The sequence below is a fragment of the Micromonospora sp. NBC_01740 genome, from assembly GCF_035920365.1.
Classification (GTDB): Bacteria; Actinomycetota; Actinomycetes; order Mycobacteriales; family Micromonosporaceae; genus Micromonospora; species Micromonospora reichwaldensis.
Map to the genome: position 1 here is coordinate 3,252,600 of NZ_CP109150.1, position 16,721 is coordinate 3,269,320.

General features: G+C 71.5%; 10 protein-coding genes. 7 read left to right on the forward strand and 3 right to left on the reverse strand.

The annotated features are described in order from the left end of the window. Nucleotides 1-74 precede the first annotated feature (74 nt). From OG989_RS15275 to OG989_RS15285, 3 genes are all read left to right on the forward strand, one after another. Complete coding sequence (locus tag OG989_RS15275; RefSeq protein ID WP_327030868.1) at nt 75-6,944, forward strand: RHS repeat-associated core domain-containing protein; 6,870 nt, start codon at nt 75-77, stop codon at nt 6,942-6,944. A gap of 14 nt (nt 6,945-6,958) precedes the next feature. Further along, nucleotides 6,959-7,483: a hypothetical protein gene (locus OG989_RS15280; RefSeq protein WP_327030869.1), complete on the forward strand. Its 525-nt coding sequence runs from the start codon at nt 6,959-6,961 to the stop codon at nt 7,481-7,483. A 375-nt stretch (nt 7,484-7,858) separates the two neighbouring features. Next, nucleotides 7,859-8,407: a hypothetical protein gene (locus OG989_RS15285; protein WP_327030870.1), complete on the forward strand. Its 549-nt coding sequence runs from the start codon at nt 7,859-7,861 to the stop codon at nt 8,405-8,407. A 92-nt stretch (nt 8,408-8,499) separates the two neighbouring features. Here the strand turns inward: OG989_RS15285 and OG989_RS15290 are convergent, their stop codons facing one another. Continuing rightward, nucleotides 8,500-9,186, reverse strand: a complete 687-nt coding sequence (locus OG989_RS15290; RefSeq protein ID WP_327030871.1) for a metal-dependent transcriptional regulator — start codon at nt 9,184-9,186, stop codon at nt 8,500-8,502. A 97-nt stretch (nt 9,187-9,283) separates the two neighbouring features. Between OG989_RS15290 and OG989_RS15295 the strand changes: the two genes are divergently transcribed. From OG989_RS15295 to OG989_RS15305, 3 genes are all read left to right on the forward strand, one after another. Then, nucleotides 9,284-10,141, forward strand: a complete 858-nt coding sequence (locus OG989_RS15295; protein WP_327030872.1) for a sulfurtransferase — start codon at nt 9,284-9,286, stop codon at nt 10,139-10,141. A 145-nt stretch (nt 10,142-10,286) separates the two neighbouring features. Continuing rightward, nucleotides 10,287-11,468, forward strand: coding sequence for an acetoin utilization protein AcuC (locus OG989_RS15300; protein WP_327030873.1), 1,182 nt, complete (start codon nt 10,287-10,289; stop codon nt 11,466-11,468). A gap of 26 nt (nt 11,469-11,494) precedes the next feature. Beyond that, a complete protein-coding gene (locus OG989_RS15305; protein ID WP_327030874.1) occupies nt 11,495-14,050 on the forward strand; it encodes a bifunctional acetate--CoA ligase family protein/GNAT family N-acetyltransferase in 2,556 nt (851 codons plus the stop codon). 45 nt (nt 14,051-14,095) lie between these two features. Here OG989_RS15305 and OG989_RS15310 read toward each other — a convergent pair whose 3' ends face one another. Next, complete coding sequence (locus OG989_RS15310) at nt 14,096-14,506, reverse strand: VOC family protein (protein WP_327030875.1); 411 nt, start codon at nt 14,504-14,506, stop codon at nt 14,096-14,098. Nucleotides 14,507-14,606: 100 nt separating this feature from the next. Continuing rightward, nucleotides 14,607-15,623 carry an RNA polymerase sigma factor SigB gene (sigB, locus tag OG989_RS15315; RefSeq protein WP_425857964.1) on the reverse strand — a complete coding sequence of 339 codons (1,017 nt, stop codon included), beginning with the start codon at nt 15,621-15,623 and terminating at the stop codon, nt 14,607-14,609. A 258-nt stretch (nt 15,624-15,881) separates the two neighbouring features. On the opposite strand from sigB, the gene OG989_RS15320 reads away from it, so the two are divergent. Beyond that, a complete protein-coding gene (locus OG989_RS15320; protein ID WP_327031171.1) occupies nt 15,882-16,670 on the forward strand; it encodes a sporulation protein in 789 nt (262 codons plus the stop codon). Nucleotides 16,671-16,721 lie beyond the last annotated feature (51 nt).

Below are 16,721 nucleotides of genomic sequence, written 5' to 3' on the forward strand. Positions count from 1 at the left end.
AGCTGCTCCGGGCCGGCCCTGCCTGCCTGCTGTTCCGCTTTCCGGCCCCCCACCCCTCACGGCGGAGGTTGTTCATGTCTGCTCGTCCGTCGCCGGCCACCGTGGCGCGGCGCGATTCCCGGTCCTCGTTCTGGCGCCCCGAGAGCCGGTTGCGGATGGGTCTGGCCGGGAGCCTGGCTCTCGTCATGCTGGCCTCCACGCTGACCGCCCAGCCTCGGCCGGCGGTCGCCGCACCGCCGGTCGGCCTCGGCGTCACGCAGCCGAAGCCGGTCTCCGCGAAGCCGGTCAGGTCGAAGCCGCGTCCGGCCGACCTGTCACAGGGCGCGAACAGGCGGCCCGCCGGGAAGGTCACCTGGCCCTCGGCCGGCGTGGCGGAGGCGGGCGTCGCACCGGCCGCCGGAAACCGGGCCGCGACGGCACCCCCGGTCACGGCGCCGTCCGCGGCAACTCGGGTCGGTGCCCTGCCGGTGTACGTCGGTCCGGGGGTGTCGAAGGACGCGGGAGCGCGGACGACCGCCGCCACCGCCGTGAGCCGGGCCCGGGTCGAGGTCCTCGACCGCGCCAAGGTGCCGGCGGGGTGGCGTGACGGCGTGGTGCTGCGGGTCGCCCGCGCCGACGGTCGGACGGGTGCGGGCCGGATGAGCCTGGGGGTGGACTACTCCGGATTCGCCTCGGCGTTCGGGGCGGACTGGTCGACCCGACTCCGCCTGGTGGCGCTGCCGGAGTGCGCGCTGACCACGCCGGAAAAGGCGGGATGCGGCGGTCGTCCGCTCGCCTCGCGTAACGACGGGGCGACCAACCGCGTGTCCGCCGAGGTGGAGATCTCCTCCGCCGGTGCGACGTCGCTGGTCGCCCTGGCCGCCGCCGCATCCGGGTCGGCCGGTGACTACGGCGCGACGCCGCTGCAGGCGTCGTCGAGCTGGAGCGCCGGTGGGTCGAGCGGCGACTTCTCCTGGTCCTACCCCGTACGGGTGCCGCCCGCCACGGGTCCGACGCCCACGGTGTCGCTGGCGTACTCGTCGAGCGCGGTCGACGGTCGCAGCGACGCCTCGAACAACCAGCCGTCGTGGGTCGGGGAGGGCTTCGACTACAACCCGGGCTTCATCGAGCGCCGGTACGTGCCCTGCTTCGACGACACGGCCAACGGCGCCACGAACGACGACCAGGTCGGCGACCAGTGCTGGGGCACCGACAACGCGGTGCTCTCGCTCAACGGACGGTCGACCGAGCTCGTCAGGGACACGGCGACCGGCGTGTGGCGTCCGAAGAACGACGACGCGGCGAAGGTCGAGAAGCTGGCGGGCGCGGCGAACGGCGACAACAACGGGGAGCACTGGAAGGTGACCGCCGCCGACGGCACCCAGTACTTCTTCGGGCTCGACGACCTGCCCGGTCACACGACGGGCACGGCCTCCACCAACACCGTCCGCGTCTACGGCAACCACGAGAACGAGCCATGCTGGAACACCAGCTTCGCCGCCGCCCACTGCGAGCAGGCGTGGCGCTGGAACCTCGACTACGTGGTGGACACCCACGGCGGCACCATGTCGCTCTGGTACAGCCGGGAGACCAACAAGTACGCCGCGAACGCCACGGACAGCGACGAGGTCTCCTACGTCCGGGCCTCGAACGTCACCCGCATCGACTACGGCACCTGGGACCGGGGTGCGACCGACCGTTCCGTCACCCCGACGGCGCAGGTCTTCTTCGCCACGTCCGACCGGTGCCTGTCGGACTGCACCGACCACGACGATCCGGCCCGCTGGCCGGACACGCCCTGGGACCAGGAGTGCACCGGTACCCAGTGCCCCGGCAAGTACTCGCCGACGTTCTGGAGCACCCGCCGTCTGTCGAAGATCACCACGAAGGTCGCCGGCGTCGCCGGCGACGTGGAGAGCTGGGACCTGAGGCACACCTTCCCGCCGAACGGTGACGCCTCCCGCGACGGCATGTGGCTGGAGTCGATCCAGCACACCGGGCACATCGGCGAGCCGGTGACGCTGCCGGAGATCAATTTCGATTTCGTGCAGCGTCCCAACCGGGTCGACAAGACCGACGACGGTAAGCCCCCGATGCACTGGCTGCGGATGAACACCGTCTGGACCGAGGCCGGCGGCAAGATCACGGTGGTCTACTCCCAACCGGAGTGCGACACCGACGGGCCCATGCCGTCCTCGCCGCAGAGCAACACCCTGCGGTGCTATCCCGTGCTCAGCGAGAACCCGTTCACGGACCTCATCGAGACCGACTACTTCCACAAGTACGTCGTCGAGGAGATCCACGAGTCGGACGGCACCGTCGGCGGCACGGACGTCGTCACGACGTACGACTATCTCGGCGGCGCGGCCTGGCGGCACGCCACGGACGACGGCATGACCAAGGACAAGTTCCGTACCTGGTCCGACTACCGGGGCTACGGGCGGGTCCAGGTCCGCAAGGGCACCGACGGTCAGGAGACGCTGGCCGAGACCCGCTACTACCGGGGCATGCACGGCGACCGGGCGGCGCCGAGCGGCGGTACCCGCACCGCGACGCTCGCCGCGCTCGACCTCAACGGCGACGGCGACGTCTCGGATGCCGCCGACGCGCCCCAGGTCAACGACGAGGACGCGCTCGCCGGGCAGGTCCGCGAGCAGATCACCTACAACGGCGTCGAGACCGATGTGGTGTCGCGGGGGGCCAGCCAGGCGTGGCAGTCGGCGGCCACCGCGACCCGGGACATGGGCCAGACCACCACCTACGCCCGCTACACCGGCGTCCAGGCGAGCTGGAACGCCGTCAAGCTGGACGCGGGCCGCGGGTGGCGGGTGACGAAGAAGACCAACGGCTTCGACGAGTACGGCATGGAGGCCACCGCCAGCGACCTCGGCGACGTAGCCCAGACCGGCGACGAGCAGTGCATGCGGACGACGTACGCGCGCAACGCCGGCAGGAACATCCTCGCCACCTCCGTCCGGGTCGAGACCTTCGCCCTGCCGTGCGGCACCGCGCCCACCAGCAGGGACGACATCGTCAACGACGTCCGCACGTCCTACGACGGCGAGGCGTACGGCGTGGCGCCCACCAAGGGCGACCCCACGAAGGTCGAAACGCTGAAGGACTGGTCCCCGTCTGGCGGGACGGTCTGGCTGACCACGGGCACCTCGACCTACGACGCCCACGGCCGGGTGAAGGACGCCTACGACATCCGCGGGAACAAGACGACCACGACCTACACCCCGGCGGCCGGCGGCCCCGTCACGAAGGTGGAGACCAGGAACCACCTGGACTGGACGACGAGCCAGGACATGATCCCGGGCTGGGGCCTCGCCAAGCGGTCCACCGACGCCAACGGCAAGGTGACCGACCTGCAGTACGACGGGCTCGGCCGGCTGCGGAAGGTCTGGCTGCCGAACCGGCCGATGGGCACCGACCCGGCCAACCCGGCCACCCCCTCCTACGAGTACACCTACACCATCCGCAACAGCGGGGGCGCCAACGCCGTCACGACCCGGGTACTGAACGCCGAGGGCAAGTACGTCACCAGCCACGCGCTCTCCGACGGTCTGCTCCGCCCGCGACAGACCCAGACTGCCGCCGTCGCCGGTGGCGGCACCGTGTTCAGCGAGACCGTCTACGACGCCGCCGGGCGGGTGGCGTACACCAACGGCCGACACCACGACCCGGACCTGACGGCCGGCACCAACCTGAAGTCGATCGCGGCGTGGGAGGCGAACAGCCAGACGGTGAACCTGTACGACCGGGCGGGCCGCACCACGGCCAGCATCCTGACCACCAGCGGCCAGGAGAAGTGGCGTACCACCACCGCGTACGGCGGTGACCGGGTCTACGTCACTCCGCCCGACGGCGGGACGCCGACCACCACGATCACCAACGCCGCCGGCAAGACGGTCGAGGTGCGCCGGCACTCGGGCGGTTCCGTCGCCGGGCCGCACGACGCCAGCACCTACACCTACAACCGGAAGCAGCAGCTCACCGGGGTCGCCGACGCCGCGGGCAACGAGTGGACGTACGAGTACGACATCCGCGGCCGGCAGACCGCGACGGAAGACCCCGACCGGGGCCGTACGGAGTCGACGTACAACGACTACGGCGACCTCGAGCACACGGTCGACGCGCGTGGCAAGAAGCTCGTCTACCACTACGACAGCCTCGGCCGTAAGGACGCCGTCTACGACACCTCGATCGCGACGGCGAACAAGCGCGCCACCTGGGCGTACGACCCCACGGGCGCGAAGGGCCAGTTGGCGTCGACCAGCCGCTGGACGGACCTCGGCGTCAACGAGTACAAGATGCGCATCCGGGGCTACACGGCCCTCTACAAGTCGTTGGGCGAGGACTACGTCATCCCCGCCTCCGAGGCCAACCTGAACGGCACCTACACCTTCACCCGCTCGTACAAGGCGGACGGGGTCAGCGTCGCGACCGCCACGTACCCGAACGCGGGAAGTCTCGGCGGCGAGCAGCTCACCTTCACCTACGACGAGGTGACCGGCCTCGCCGAGCAGGTGAAGACGAACTGGCCGAACGCCGGCCAGTACGTCACCAACACCGACTACAACGCCTTCGCCGAGCTGGGCCTCGTCCGCTACCAGCAGACCGCCCAGAACTACCTCGACCGCTCCTGGACGTACGAGGACAGCACCGGCCGGCTGTCACAGGCGACCACGAGCCGGCAGGTCACGCCGCAGCCCGTCGCCGACCTCAAGTACGACTACGACGAGGCCGGCAACATCACCAGGATCGCCGACGCCCCGACCGGCGGCACCGCCGACGTGCAGTGCTTCGAACACGACTACGCGCAGCGGCTGACGTCGGCCTGGACGCCCTCGTCCGGCGACTGCGCCCCCGCCGCGACGGCGACCGGCCTGGGCGGGCCTGCGCCGTACTGGCACTCCTGGACCTTCGATCCGGTCGGCACGTCGGTCGGCAACCGGGCCAAGGAGACCAGGCACGGCACCACGACCACCGAATCCACCTACACGTACCCCGCGCCCGGTGCGGCCCAGCCCCACGGGGCTCAGCAGGTCGTCACGACCGGGGTCGGCGCGGGTACCCGCAACTACCGTTTCGACGCGGCGGGCAACATGACCTGCCGGCCGAGCGCGACCGCCGTCAACAACACCTGCCCGGCCGGGACCGGCAGCCAGGCACTGACCTGGGACAGCGAGAGCAGGCTCGTCGGCCTCACCGACGGCGGAAAGAACCACAGCTACCTGTACGACGCCGACGGCGCCCGCCTGATCGCGCGCGATCCGACGGGCAAGACCCTCTATTTGCCGGGTCTGGAGATCCGCTACACCACCAGCAGCGGCACCAAGTCGGCGACGCGCTACTACAGCCATCTCGGCCAGATGTACGCCATGCGTCAGCCCGGCACCGGCGTCACCTGGCTCGTCACCGACCACCAGGGCACCCAGCAGTACGCCATCGCCTCGGGCAACCAGGCGATCACCCCGCAGCGCCAGACGCCGTACGGCGGGGTGCGCGGCGCGGCGCCCGCCGCCTGGCCGAACCAGCTCGGCTTCGTGGGCGGGACGATCGACGGCGGCCCCGACACCACCGGCCTGACCAACATCGGCGCACGCCCCTACGACCCGGCCATCGGCAAGTTCGTCGCGGTCGACCCGATCATGGACCTCGCCGATCCCGAGCAGTGGAACGGCTACGCGTACGCCAACAACACCCCGGTCACCAGCAGCGACCCGACGGGCCTGATCCCGGACGACTGCGCCAAGTTCGACTGCTCCGGCTACGTCCCCGGCAACGAGGACGCAAACCAGGACGCGAAGGAAAACAACCCGTGCTGGCCCGTCGCCTGCGAGAAGGATGAACCTGACGGTCCCGGCGGTACCGGCGGTTGGACCGGCAAGCACGACGACGACGGGCGAGCCATGCCGGCACCCGGCAAGATGACCATCGAGAACGGTGCTCAGTTCCGATACTACACCCACATCACCAACCTGGACATGTTCCAGCGCGAGGTGGTCGAGGACTATGTCTTCTGTTACAACAACCCGGAGATCTGCGCCGAACTGAAGAAAGCGAAGTCCAAGGCTTCAGAGCAGGCGCTGAAAGACCTGCTCGGCATCACAGACGCCCAGAATTGTTTGAAGGGCCAGATCTCGGGATGCGCCTGGACTGCGGTCGGCTTTGTGCCGATCGGGAAGCTGAAGGCAGCCGGACCGATTGGGAAAGCGCTGCTCGAAGGTGCTGACGCGGCATGTAGTTTCGCTGGCGAAACCGAAGTGCTGATGGCCGACGGCAGCACGAAGCCCATCAGTCAGATCAGTGTCGGGGACTTCGTTGTCGCGGCGAATCCGGAGACCGGTGAACGGGGTGATCGCGAGGTCACCCACGTCTGGTCGCACGAGGACGACCTTTATGCACTAACCGTCGCCGGTGCTGCGCTGGTCACCACCGAGGATCACCCGTTCTGGAACGCCACGGACCGTCGGTGGGAACGGGCGGACGCCCTCAACCGCAGCGCCGCGTTGCAGACAGTTTCTGGTGATTCGGTGGCGGTCGGCAGCTTGAGCGAGACGTCGATCGGTAGGGGTGCCGCGTATAACCTCACAGTTCGCGACATTCATACGTACTACGTGCTCGCAGGCAATACGTCGCTCCTCGTGCACAACTCGTGTCCTGTTGCTGCCCGTCTCACCAGCAGCCCCGACGCCCCGGTAATTAACAGCAAGACCGTACACTTGGACAAGAACGGTCGGTTCCGGATCGATCTCGAGAATCAGAATCCCGGACGGCCGGGTGCAAATATTCATCTACAGCCTATGGGGCGGGGTGCATCAGGCAAGTACTACTACCATCAGGAAACGGGGAAGTGGATTTCGGCGAGCGGAGAAGAGTTGGCGCCGAAACTCGCAAAGCAGGTGCCGCAAAGTGCCATTAATAGAGCCTATCAATACCTGAGGATCACGCCGCCGTGAAGATGAATTCACGCATGTTCGACGTTCTTGTGCAGGGGGTTGTGGACCCAAGCCGCGACCTGCCACCTGAATTGGATGAAGTCGCGAGGGCCGGCTGGGTGCTCGGCCCTGGCGGCGCCATCTTGCTCAAGTCTTTGTCGGGACCTGGATGGCGTAACGACATAGACGCCTCAGAAGTGGGGCTGTATGAGTATGAAGTGAACGACGTCTACGTTTCCCTGTTCGACCTTGCGGACAACAGGGAAACTTATTTGAGTAGGGCGGCGGTGAGAGGTATCTCTTTTGCTGCTCGCATGCTGAAAGATGCCGCCGCTCTTCCTGAGGCTGATAGCCTGCTAGCGGTAGTGGGCATATCGGTGGATGAGGGAGACGAAGATTTTTTGCTCCAGGGAGCTACTGTCAGATTTTTTAGTCGTCGCGGCGATTATCCGACCTGGTTCGAAGATCTGGAGCGGTATCAGAAGGAAGCGATTGCTGTAATTGGTATGGCGGACCTTGCCGTGCCTGGCCCGCTAACTCAATTTCGCCGTCGGGGGTGATTCCAGGATGCGCGGTGAGCGCCAACTCGGTCCGGCACGTGTTGCCAGGCGCTGGCAGCGAAGACTGAGGCCAGGTGCATGATGGCCTTACCGCAAGTGGAGCTAGGACGAAAGGTGCCTGCCGTCCGGCATCGAAGGCCGCCACGGACTGTGCCTGTAAGTGCGCTCGGTGTGCATGAGGAAGTCGGTGGTCCAAGTTGCTGCGGGACAGCGCGATCGCCAAGAGGTAGGACAGGGCAGCAAAACTCCCGGTGCAGGCATCGGATCTGTGGTCGATCGCTGTCTTTCCGGGACTCTCGTCCTATGTCGAAACAGCCCCTACGCGCTTATCGTGGTTAGCGCATCAAGATGAAGTTTCAATAACAGGAGGTTGCGGTGAGCGGGCGGGTCCGGCTTGCCAGTGTGACCCTGCTGCTGGCGACGGGCTGCGGCGCGGAGGCAGAACCGGTGGCCCTACCGCCTGCCGCGCCGGTCACGGTCGACGTGGCCGCCGCCTCGTCCGGCGGGGCGTGCCGGCTGCTGGACTTCGGCGTGATCGAGCAGCACGCCGGCGTCCGCTTCGACGTAGCCGCAGCGAGCGCCACAGGCGACAGCCACACCTGCGTGGTGCGCGCGGGACAGGAGACCCTGCCGGAGTTGACGCTGACCGTCACCCGGACGTCGATCGACGCGGCGACCTTCACCGCGGACGTGGTGCCGGAGAAGGCGACCAAGGTCTCCGGGCTCGGCCAGAAGGCGTACCGGCGGACCGCCTCCTCCAAGGGCGCCCTCGGGCCGGTCGCGGAGGTGGGCTGGCTGGCCGCCGAGGGCCGCCTCGCCACCCTGCGCTACGCCACCCCACGCGACGCCGACAAGGCGGAGGCCGAGAAGCTCACCACCGCTCTCGTCGCCCTGGCCCAGGGACTCGACACCCGCGCCATCTGACCTCGGCCAGGGTGACGAAGCCCCCGGCACAGCGTGAACTGCCTCGCCTCAAGATCCTGCGCCTGCTGCCCACAGGCGTGGGGCCGGGTGGGTCAGTGGGCGGCGACGAAGACCCGGGAGGCTACCTCACGGGGCAACCTGATGCGGTCGCCCGAGCGGTCGATCGAGACCCCGTCGCGCTCCTGCGCCACCGTCACCGTCGCGCCCGGGTCGACGCCGGCGGCGTGCAGCTGCCGGAGCACGTCCGCGTCGGTCTGCACGCTCTCGCAGATGCGTCGCACCACGACCGGCCCCGACAGCCCGGGGAACGCCAGGTTGCGCTCGCCCTCGATCGGGGCGGCGGTCGCCTGCTCCGGCGTGCCCAGCTCGTCCAGCCCCGGGATCGGGTTGCCGTACGGCGAGCGGGTCGGCCGGTTCAGCAGGTCGTAGACCCGCTTCTCGACCGCGTCGCTCATCACGTGCTCCCACCGGCAGGCCTCCTCGTGGGCCTCCTCGTAGGGCATCCCGATCACGTTGACCAGCAGCAGCTCGGCGAGGCGGTGCTTGCGCATCACGGAGACCGCGTTGCTGCGGCCGTGCGCGGTGAGCGCCAGGTGGCGGTCGCCCTCGACGGTCAGCAGGCCGTCGCGCTCCATCCGGGCGACGGTCTGGCTGACGGTCGGCCCGCTCTGCCCCAACCGCTCGGCGATGCGGGCACGCAGCGGCGGAACCCCCTCCTCCTCCAGCTCGAGGATGGTCTTGAGGTACATCTCGGTCGTGTCGACCAGATCATGCTTCACGTCAGCGGACCTCCGGCCAACGATGCTACCTCGGTGTTCACCGAACGACCCACGGCGAACCGCCAGGTCCGCGCCGGGATGGTGTTGACTGGATGCCATGTCCGCCTCCGATGATCTCCTTGTCGAGGCCGGTCGGCTCGCGGTCGAACTCGGCCAGGCCGACCCGCCCACGCTGCTCGACGTGCGCTGGCGGCTCGTCGGCGCGCCGGGTCGGGAGGACTACGCCGCCGGTCACCTGCCCGGCGCGGTCTTCGTCGACCTGGACACCGCGCTCTGCGGGCCGCCCGGACCCGCCGGCCGCCACCCGTTGCCCGACGCCGCCGCCCTCCAGGCCGCGCTGCGGGCCGCCGGCGTGCGCGCCGGTCGTTCCGTCGTGGTGTACGACGGCGGCGACGGCATGGCCGCCGCCCGCGCCTGGTGGACCCTGCGCTGGGCGGGCCACCGGCCGGTACGGCTGCTGCACGGCGGCTTCCCGGCGTGGCTGGCCGCTGGGCTGCCCGTCAGCACGGCGGTGCCGACCCCGGAGCCGGGCGACGTGGAGGTGCGCCCCGGAGCGTTGCCGGTGCTCGACGCGGGGGAGGCGGCCCGGCTGGCCGCGGCAGACGACGGTGTCCTGCTCGACGTGCGCGCCGCACCCCGCTACCGGGGCGAGACCGAGCCGATCGACCCGGTCGCCGGTCACGTTCCCGGCGCGGTGAACCTGCCCGCCGGCGAGTACGTCGCCGAGGGCCGGTTCCCCGCCGCCGAGGCGCTGCGCGAGCGCTTCGCCGCCGCCGGGGTGGGCGCGGACCGGCCGGTGGGGGCGTACTGCGGGTCGGGGGTGACCGCCGCGCAGGCCGTGTTCGCGCTGCACCTGGCCGGCCGGCCGGACGCCGCCCTCTACGTCGGCTCGTGGAGCAACTGGGTCGCCGACCCGGCCCGCCCGGTGGCCACCGGAGCGACCCCGGCCGGCTGAACGGGCAACGGGCGCCGGCGGCACCCGACGGCCGAGGGCGCCAGCGGCACCCGACCGGCCGAGCGGGCAACGGGGATCGGGCGACACCCGGCGGCTGAGCAGCGCCTGCGCGGGCGTGCCGGGGCGCGCGTGCGACGATGGGGCCATGTCCGACGACACGGTGGTGGTGTGGGACGAGTCGCTGCTCGCCTACGACATGGGGGACCATCCCCTCGACCCGGTACGGCTGGAGTTGACCTTCGCCCTCGCCCGGGAGTTGGGCGTCCTCGCGCGTCCCGGGGTGCGGCTGGTGAAGCCGGAGCCGGCCGACGACGCGCTGCTGAGCCGGGTGCACGACCCGCGCTACCTCGCCGCGGTGAAGGTCGCCCCCCGCGATCCGCTCTTCGCCGGCTTCGGGCTGGGCACCTCCGACAACCCGGTCTTCGAGGGGATGCACGAGTCCAGCGCGCTCGTCGCCGGCGCCACGGTGGCGGCGGCCGAGGCGGTCTGGCGGGGCGAGGCCCGGCGGGCGGTCAACGTGGCCGGCGGCCTGCACCACGCCATGCCGGCCCGGGCCGCCGGGTTCTGCGTCTACAACGACCCGGCGGTGGCCATCGCCCGCCTGCTCGACCTGGGCGCCGAGCGAATCGCGTACGTGGACGTGGACGTGCACCACGGCGACGGGGTGCAGCAGGTCTTCTGGAACGACCCCCGGGTGCTCACGGTCAGCGTGCACGAGACGCCGCTGGCGCTCTTCCCGGGCACCGGCTTTCCCGACGAGACGGGCGGGCCGGGCGCCGAGGGCAGCGCCGTCAACGTCCCGCTGCCGCCCGGGTTGGACGACGCGGGCTGGCAGCGCGCCTTCCACGCGGTGGTGCCGTCGGTGCTGCGCGCGTTCCGGCCGCAGGTGCTGGTCACCCAGTGCGGCGCCGACGCACATCGGCTCGACCCGCTCGCCGATCTGAACCTCTCCGTGGACGGGCAGCGCGCCACCTACCTGGCCCTGCGGGCGCTCGCCGACGAGCTGTGCGAGGGCCGCTGGGTGGCCACGGGTGGCGGCGGGTACGCGCTGGTCGAGGTGGTGCCCCGGGCCTGGACGCACCTGCTCGCGGTGGCGGCCGGGGAGCCCATCGATCCGGCGACGCTGACCCCGCCGGCGTGGCGGGAGCTGGCCGCCGGGCGCCGGCCGGGCCGGCAGATCCCGCTGCGGATGACCGACGACGTGGACCCGGCGTACGAGCCGTGGCAGCCGACCGGCGAGCCGAGCGCCGTGGACCGGGCGATCGCGGCGGCCCGCAAGACCGCCTTCCCGCTGTTCGGGCTCGATCCGCACGACCCGCGCGACTGATCCGGCGGGCGGAGGGGACCGCACAGGTGACCACTGTGGAACAACCGGTGGACGTGCTGCTCAGCGACGGCAGCACCGTGCAGTTGCGGCCGATCCGTCCGTCGGACGGGCCGGGCATCGTGGCGATGCACTCGCGCTTCTCCGAGCGCACCCGCTACCTGCGCTACTTCTCGCCGTACCCGCGCATCCCCGAGCGCGACCTGCAACGCTTCGTCAACGTCGACCACCGCGACCGGGAGGCGTTCGTGGTGCTGGTCGGCGACCGGATCGTCGCCGTCGGCCGCTACGAGCGGCTCGGCCCGCAGGCCCCCGAGGCCGAGGTGGCGTTCGTGGTCGAGGACGCCTACCAGGGCCGGGGCATCGGCTCGGTGCTGCTGGAGCACCTGGCCGACGCGGCCCGCCGCAACGACATCGCCAACTTCGTGGCGGAGGTGCTCCCGGCCAACGGCGCGATGCTGCGGGTCTTCTCCGACTTCGGCTACCAGGTGCAGCGGCAGTTCGCCGACGGCGTGGTGCACCTGAGCTTCCCGATCGCCCCCACCGACGCGACGCTGGAGGTGCAGCGCGGCCGGGAGCACCGCACGGAGGCCCGCTCCGTCGCCCGGCTGCTCGCGCCACGGGGCGTCGCCGTCTACGGCGCCAGCGCCACCGGGCAGGGCGTCGGCGCGGCGGTGCTCGGGCACCTGCGCGACGGCGGTTACACCGGCGCGGTGGTCCCGGTGCATCCGGGCGCGACGACGGTCGCCGGGCTGCCCGCGTACTCCTCGGCGGCCGATGCCGGCGTGCCGGTCGACCTGGCCGTGGTGGCGGTCCCGCCGGAGGCGGCGACGGAGGTGGTGGCCGACGCGGCCGCCGCGGGCGCGCACGGCCTGGTGGTCATCTCGGCGGGCTTCGCCGAGGCCGGCGGCGAGGGCGCGGCCGCGCAGCGCGCGCTGGTCCGCGCGGCGTACGCGGCGGGCATGCGCGTGGTCGGCCCGAACTGCCTGGGGGTGGCCAACACCGATCCGGCGGTACGCCTCAACGCCACCCTCGCCCCCCGGCTGCCGGTGCCCGGCCGGGTGGGCATCTTCAGCCAGTCCGGCGCGTTCGGGGTGGCGCTGCTGGCCGAGGCCGACCGGCGGGGGCTGGGCCTGTCGAGCTTCGTCTCGGCCGGCAACCGGGCCGACGTCTCGGGCAACGACCTGCTCCAGTACTGGCAGGACGATCCCGGCACCGACGTGATCATGTTGTACCTGGAGACCTTCGGCAACCCGCGCAAGTTCGCCCGGCTGGCGCGCCGGATCGGCCGGGACAAGCCCGTCGTGGCGCTCGCCTCGCCGGCCCGGCCGCCCGGGGTGGGCGACTCCGCCGGCCCGGACGAGGTGGCGGTCGCCGCGCTGTTCGCCCACTCCGGCGTGATCCGGGTGGACACCGTCGCCGAGCTGCTCGACGTCGGGGTGCTGCTGGCCCACCAGCCGCTGCCCGCCGGCCGTCGGGTCGGCGTGGTCGGCAACTCCTCGGCGCTGACGGGGCTGGCGGCCACCGCCTGCGCCGGGCAGGGGCTCACCGTCGCCCGGGGCTACCCGCGCGACGTCGGCCCGCGCGCCGGGGTGGCCGAGTTGACCGCCGCGCTCGCCGAGGCGGGCGCCGACGGCGAGGTGGACGCGCTGGTGGTGGTGTTCGCCCCGCCGCTGCCCGGCCAGCTCACCGACACGGAGTCGGACTTCACCGCCGCGCTGCCGAGCGCGTTCGCCGCCGGCAAGCCGGCCGTGGCGACGTTCCTGGTCGGCCGTACGCCCGCCGGGGTGCCCGCCTACCCGAGCGTGGAGGAGGCCGTGCGCGCCCTCGCCCGGGTCACCGCGTACGCCGACTGGCTGCGCCGGCCCGCCGGGGTGCCGCCGGAGCTGCCCCGGGTGGACCGGGAGGCGGCCCATGCCGCCCTGCGCCCGGAGGCCCTCGACCCGGCGGAACTGCTCGCGGCGTACGGGATCGAGGTGGTCGAGTCGGTGCCGGCGCGCTCCGCCGCGGAGGCCGTCGACGCGGCGACCCGGCTGGGTTTCCCGGTGGCCCTCAAGGCCGCCGCCCCCGGTCTGCGGCACCGCCTCGACCTCGGCGCGGTCCGGCTCGACCTGCCCGACCCGGCCACGGTGCACCGCGCGTACGCGGAGATGTCGGCGGTCTTCGGCGCGGACGTCCTGGTGCAGCCGATGGTCCCGCCCGGTGTGGCCTGCGTGGTCGAGCTGGTGGAGGACCCGGCGTTCGGCCCGGTGGTCGGCTTCGGGCTGGGCGGCGTCGCCACGGAGCTGCTCGGCGACCGGGCCTGGCGGGCGGTGCCGCTGACCGACCTGGACGCGGCCGAGCTGGTCGACGAGCCCCGGGCGGCGCCGTTGCTGCGCGGGCACCGCGGCGCGGCGCCGGTGGACCGGGCGGCCCTGGCGGACCTGCTGCTGCGGGTCGGCCGGCTCGCCGACGAGCAGCCCCGGGTCCGCGCGCTGAGCCTCAACCCGGTGCTCGCCCGCCCCGACGGCATCTCGGTGCTGCACGCCACCGTGCGGGTCGGCTCCGCCGTGGCCCGCCCCGACACCGGCCCCCGCCGCCTGTAAGGAAGGTGCCCTTCCTGACACTTCGCGGTGCGGCGGCCGAACCGGTCAGGCCGCCCGGTCGGAGATCTGCTGCACCGACCAGGCGTTGCCGTCGGGGTCGGCGAAGTGGACGAAGCCGACGTTGTCCAACGGGTCCGGCACCGGGCGCGGATTCTCGCCGAGCACCTGGATCTCGCTGACCTCGACGCCGCGCTCGACCAGCTCCGCCCGCGCCCGGCGCAGGTCGGGCACGACGAGCTGGAGGCCCCTGAGCGAGCCGGGTGGCATCTCGGGCAGCGGCCCCCTGCCGATCACGATCGAGCAGCCTGAGCCGGGCGGGGTCAACTGCACGATCCGCGCGTCGTCGCCGAACGTCGTGTCGTGGTCGACGGCGAAGCCGAGCCGGTCGGCGTAGAACGCCTTGGCCCGGTCCACGTCGGAGACCGGCACGACCACCACTTCCAGGGTCCAGTTCATGGCTATTGGTAGCCCGTCGGGCAGCCGGGATCAAGGACCACGGTCCGGACGGACGCGAGGCCCCGGCGAACCGCCGGGGCCTCGCGTGGTCCAGGAAACGTCAGCAGGCGTACGCCTCCAGGCGCTGCGCCCGCTCCGGGTCACGCAGCTTCAGCAGGGTCACCTTCTCGATCTGCCGGATCCGCTCCCGGGACAGGCCGAACTCCCGGCCGACCTCGTCGAGGGTGCGCTGCCGGCCGTCGTCGAGGCCGAAGCGGAGCCGGATCACGGCCTGCTCCCGCTGCGACAGGGTGGACAGCACGATGCTGACCTCGTTGCGCAGCTCGCCCTGCGCGGCGGCGTCGCCCGGCTCGGCGCTCGGGTCGACGGCGGCGACGAAGTCGCCGAGCGCGCTCTCGCCGTCCTCACCGACCGCCTGGTCGAGGCTCACCGGCTCCCGGTCGTACGAGATCAGCTCGATGACCTGGAACTCCGGGATGTCCATGGCCCGGGCGACCTCGGCGACGGTGGGCTCGCGGCCCAGCGAGACGGAGAGCTCGCGGCGGGCCCGGACCATGCGGTTGACCTGCTCGACCATGTGCACCGGGATGCGGATCGTGCGGGCCTGGTCGGCCATGGCCCGGGTGATCGCCTGCCGGATCCACCAGGTGGCGTACGTGGAGAACTTGTAGCCCTTGGCGTAGTCGAACTTCTCGACCGCGCGGATCAGGCCGAGGTTGCCCTCCTGGATCAGGTCGAGGAACGCCATGCCGCGACCGGTGTACCGCTTGGCGATGCTGACCACCAGGCGCAGGTTCGCCTCCAGCAGGTGGTCCTTCGCGGCGCGGCCCTGCGCGACGATCAGCCCCAGGTCGGCCCGGAACTCCGCCGAGACGGGGGTGCAGGTCGCGAGTTTCTCCTCGGCGAACAGCCCGGCCTCGATCCGCTTGGCGAGGTCGACCTCCTGGGCGGCGGTCAGCAACTTCGTCCGGCCGATCCCGTTCAGGTATGCCCGGACCAGGTCCGTGGAGACGCCGCGCTCGTCGGTGGCGTCGAGGTCGGTCAGGGTGTCGGTGGCGCTCGCGGCCTCGGTGGTGCCGGCAGGGCGCGTCCGGTGCTCCGTCATCTGCAGGGCCATCTCAGTTTCTCCCCGTGTCCACGTCTGTGCCGTTGGATCCGGCCCAGTGGTGCCGGTGTGACACACAGCTTGGCGGGCGGGGCGTGAAACGGGAGTGAGGCGATCGGGGAACCGACACGAATTCCGTCGATGCCCTGCTCAGCGTGGGCGGCTCGTCGCCGAGCGCTGGTTGCCGCCGGCGGTTACCGTGCCAGCGGTCGGCCCGCACGGCCGGCCCGCCGGCGACGTCGGCGTACCGAACAGGTTGTGGAGGGTGTCGTGGTCTTCAAGCGGCTCATGCAGGCGATGGGTGTGGGTGGCCCGTCCGTGGAAACCGTGCTGACGAATCCGAACTGCCGCCCCGGCGGCCAGCTGGAGGGCGTCATCCACGTGGCTGGCGGCGACCACCTCGTCGACGTGTCGTACGTCGCCCTGGGCCTGGTCACCCGGGTCGAGGTCGAGAGCGGCGACAACGACTACGAGACCACGCAGGAGTTCCACCGGCAGGCCGCGACGGGCGCCTTCCAGCTCGCCCCGGGGCAGCGCCACGACATCCCGTTCCGCTTCGCCGTGCCGTGGGAGACGCCGCTCACCGAGCTGTACGGGCAGCACCTGCACGGCATGACGATGGGGCTGCGTACGGAGCTGGAGGTGGCCCGCGCGGTGGACAAGGGCGACCTGGACGCGGTGGCGGTGCACCCGCTGCCGTCCCAGCAGAAGATCCTGGAGGCGTTCCTGCGGCTGGGCTTCCGGTTCGCCCGGGCCGACGTGGAGCGGGGCCACATCTACGGCGTACGGCAGACCCTGCCCTTCTACCAGGAGATCGAGTTCTACCCGGCGCCGCAGTACGCCGGGGCGATCAACCAGCTGGAGGTCACCCTCGTCACCGACCCGCAGCAGATCCAGGTGGTGCTGGAGCTGGACAAGCGCGGCGGTCTGTTCACCGAGGGCCGGGACGCCTTCGGCCGCTTCACCGTCGACCACGCCACCGCCGAACGCACCGACTTCACCCCCCAGCTCGACGGCTGGATCCGTCAGTCGCTGCAACGCCGCGGCCTCTTCTCCTGACGCCACGGTGTGCGCCGGCCCTGCCGCGGGCTCGCCGGGCCCGCGGCCCCG

Coding starts and splice junctions, on each gene's coding strand:
- OG989_RS15280 (WP_327030869.1), top strand. CDS start 6,959: ATGTTCGACGTTCTTGTGCAGGGGGTTGTGGACCCAAGCCGCGACCTG.
- sigB (WP_425857964.1), bottom strand. CDS start 15,623: ATGGCCCTGCAGATGACGGAGCACCGGACGCGCCCTGCCGGCACCACC.
- OG989_RS15310 (WP_327030875.1), bottom strand. CDS start 14,506: ATGAACTGGACCCTGGAAGTGGTGGTCGTGCCGGTCTCCGACGTGGAC.
- OG989_RS15300 (WP_327030873.1), top strand. CDS start 10,287: ATGTCCGACGACACGGTGGTGGTGTGGGACGAGTCGCTGCTCGCCTAC.
- OG989_RS15275 (WP_327030868.1), top strand. CDS start 75: ATGTCTGCTCGTCCGTCGCCGGCCACCGTGGCGCGGCGCGATTCCCGG.
- OG989_RS15295 (WP_327030872.1), top strand. CDS start 9,284: ATGTCCGCCTCCGATGATCTCCTTGTCGAGGCCGGTCGGCTCGCGGTC.